Raw genomic sequence first — 3,262 nt, 5'->3', positions numbered from 1 at the left:
CACACCCCCCGGCCCGCGACCCGGCGGCTGCGGTGGGCTGAGCAGAAACCCCTGCCACGCACCCCACATCAGATGTGTGCTGCGCCGTACCTAAACCACCACCCCGGCCGGAGCCTTTCGCGTTCCCGTGGAACCGGTGCCGCGGACGTTCGCAGGCCGATGACCTCGCGTTCCCGGAGACATCCCGGTGCTGTTTGTAAACTGGTACATGGTTGAATGACCACGGATGTTTCACCTGAGGTCGATTCGGCGTCGCCTCGGATGTGAGCGAAGGGATGTGCGGCATTGCAGACCGGGATGGTAGTTCTGATCATTCTGGTGTTAGTGCTGGTCACACTCGCTTTGGTTTCCACGTATCGGCTGGTCATGCTGCGCCGGGGCGGGACCGCGGCCATCCTCCGCGTACTGCCGGCCGACGGCGGCGAACGCTGGCGCCACGGTGTCATCCGCTATGACGAGGACCACCTCGTTTTCTTCAAACTCACCAGTCTCAAACTCGGCGCGGATTCGGTGATCAGGCGGCGTGGGATAGAGATCGGCGACCGTCGCGGCCCACGCGGCGACGAGTACGACATCATGACCGACGAGATAGCCGTGATCGGCGTCTCCGATCGTTCCGGTGACTACGAGCTGGCGCTCGACCGCCCCGCGCTCACCGCGTTCCTCTCCTGGGTCGAATCCCGGCCCTCCGAAAGGGCCCGGCGGCTGCGCGGGCACTGAGGCCCGATGGTGGTCGCGGTTCGTGATGAAGCCGGCGCCGCCGGTGTGACGAGACCGACCACGGCCCAATTGGGCATCACCGCAGAACCCCTTGGACTGCCGCTCGAGCGTTTATGGTGGGTGCTGTGAGCGTGCATCTGACGCGGATCTACACCCGGACCGGTGACGACGGGACCACCGGCCTCAGTGACTTCTCGCGGGTCACCAAGAACGACCCGCGGCTGGTCGCCTACGCCGACTGCGATGAGGCCAATGCGGCCATCGGTGTGGCGGTCGCCCTCGGACGCCCCGACGAGGCACTGGCCACGGTGCTGCGACGGATCCAGAACGACCTGTTCGACGCGGGTGCGGACCTGTCCACTCCGGTGGTGCCGGATCCGGAGTATCCGCCGCTGCGGATCACCGAGACCTATATCGAACGGCTGGAATCCTGGTGTGACGAGTTCAATGCCGAACTCGCGCCGCTGAATTCGTTCATCCTGCCCGGCGGCACGGCGCTGGCGGCGCTGCTGCACACCGCCCGGACGGTGGTTCGCCGTGCCGAACGGTCGGCGTGGGCCGCGGTGGAGGGGCATCCGGAGGGCACCAGCGTGCTGCCGGCCAAGTACCTCAACCGGCTGTCGGATCTGCTGTTCATTCTCAGCCGATACACCAACCCGGAAGGCGATGTGCTGTGGCAGCCGGGCGGCGAGCGCGCGGAGAAGGGCGGCCGGGCCGAGGTGGAACCCGATTCGGATAAGGCGCCGGGAACCTGACCCGGAACGCTTCCGGCGGTGGCCGCCCTATTGTCCGGCCCGGTGGGCCGCAGCGGTGTGCCCGAGCTCTACGTTCGCTCGACCTGCGCGGTGACGCGATCGCCCGCGCTCTATCCTTGCACTCACTGGTGCGCCGAATACTCGGAGAGGCGGCATGGAACGGTTTTTGGTAACTGGCGGCAACCGGCTGGTCGGTGAGGTCTCGGTCGGAGGCGCCAAGAACAGCGTCCTGAAGCTGATGGCCGCTGCCCTGCTGACCGAAGGCACCACCACCATCACGAACTGTCCGGACATTCTGGACGTCCCGCTGATGGCGGAGGTGCTCCGCGGTCTCGGCTGCGATGTCACCATCACCGGTGATGTGGTGACCATCGACACCCCCGCCGAACCCAAGTACCACGCGGACTTCCCGGCGGTGACCCAGTTCCGTGCCTCGGTATGCGTACTCGGCCCGCTCATGGCCCGGTGCAAACGCGCGGTGGTCGCGCTACCCGGCGGCGACGCCATCGGGTCGCGTCCCCTGGATATGCATCAGGCCGGTTTGCGGTTGCTCGGCGCGACCAGCGAGATCGAGCACGGTTGCGTGGTGGCGCGGGCCGACGAGTTGCAGGGTGCGCGTATCCGGCTCGACTTCCCGTCGGTCGGTGCCACCGAGAACATCCTGATGGCCGCGGTGCTGGCGCAGGGGGAGACAGTGATCGACAACGCCGCCCGCGAACCCGACATCGTCGATCTGTGCACGATGCTCACCCAGATGGGCGCCCGGATCCGCGGTGCCGGCACCTCGGTGCTCACTATCCACGGGGTCAAGCGCCTGCAGCCGACCACCCACCGGGTGATCGGCGACCGGATCGTCGCCGCCACCTGGGGTATCGCGGCGGCGATGACGCGGGGCGATGTGCGGGTGACCGGCGTCAATCCGCAGCATCTGGCCCTGGTACTGGACAAGCTCCGGTCCGCCGGGGCCCGGATCTCGTTCGAACCGGAGGGGTTCCGGGTCGTACAGGCAGACCGCCCGCGGTCGGTGAACTTCTCGACGCTCCCGTTCCCGGGTTTCCCGACCGATCTGCAGCCGATGGCCATCGGCCTGGCCGCTGTCGCCGACGGCACGTCGATGATCACCGAGAACGTCTTCGAGGCGCGCTTCCGTTTCGTCGAGGAGATGATCCGGCTCGGCGCCGACGCGCGTACCGACGGTCATCACGCGGTGGTCCGCGGGATCCCGCGCCTGTCCAGCGCCCCGGTGTGGTCGTCCGATATCCGGGCGGGCGCCGGACTGGTCCTGGCCGGCCTCGTCGCCGACGGCGTGACCGAAGTGCACGACGTGTTCCATATCGACCGCGGTTATCCGAACTTCGTGGAGAAGCTGCAGGCGCTCGGGGCGGATGTACGGCGAGTGGGTGCGGGTCATTGACCATTCACGCCGCACGGCCGCGAAACGGTAGTCGTAAATGGCGCGAATCAGGGCCTGTGACCAGGCGATTTGACATCGATTTAGATGCCGCGTAACTTTATCCAAGTCAGAGCGACACGGACACCGACCCGGGGCCCGGAGCGAGGCGGAAACGCCGAGCCGGAGGGACCAGGGAAACGAGGTAGGACGATGAGCGCCTGACGATCACACTGGCTCGACCGGGACGCCGATTTGCAATCGGGAAAACGGGTGAGCTAAGCTTAGAAAGTTGCCTCACGGATCAGACAGCGAATAGCTGCGAGATTGTGAGTGCGTGTGTTCTTTGAGAACTCAATAGTGTGTTGATGAATGTCAGTGCCAAATATTTAATTTG

General features: G+C 66.0%; 3 protein-coding genes. All 3 read left to right on the top strand.

Annotated features, from left to right (window positions below; genetic code table 11):
* Positions 1-297: 297 nt before the first annotated feature.
* Complete coding sequence (locus ACWDU1_RS31005; RefSeq protein WP_450003927.1) at positions 298-720, top strand: DUF2550 domain-containing protein; 423 nt, start codon at positions 298-300, stop codon at positions 718-720.
* A 125-nt stretch (positions 721-845) separates the two neighbouring features.
* On the top strand, positions 846-1,475 hold the full coding sequence (locus ACWDU1_RS31000; protein WP_450003925.1) for a cob(I)yrinic acid a,c-diamide adenosyltransferase: 630 nt from the start codon (positions 846-848) through the stop codon (positions 1,473-1,475).
* Positions 1,476-1,629: 154 nt separating this feature from the next.
* Positions 1,630-2,889 carry a UDP-N-acetylglucosamine 1-carboxyvinyltransferase gene (gene murA / locus ACWDU1_RS30995; protein WP_450003924.1) on the top strand — a complete coding sequence of 420 codons (1,260 nt, stop codon included), beginning with the start codon at positions 1,630-1,632 and terminating at the stop codon, positions 2,887-2,889.
* Positions 2,890-3,262 lie beyond the last annotated feature (373 nt).

The sequence above is a fragment of the Nocardia sp. NPDC003345 genome (assembly GCF_053589395.1).
The sequence above is the reverse complement of the archived record's forward strand: the minus strand, read 5'-3'. Positions and strand labels throughout refer to the sequence as shown.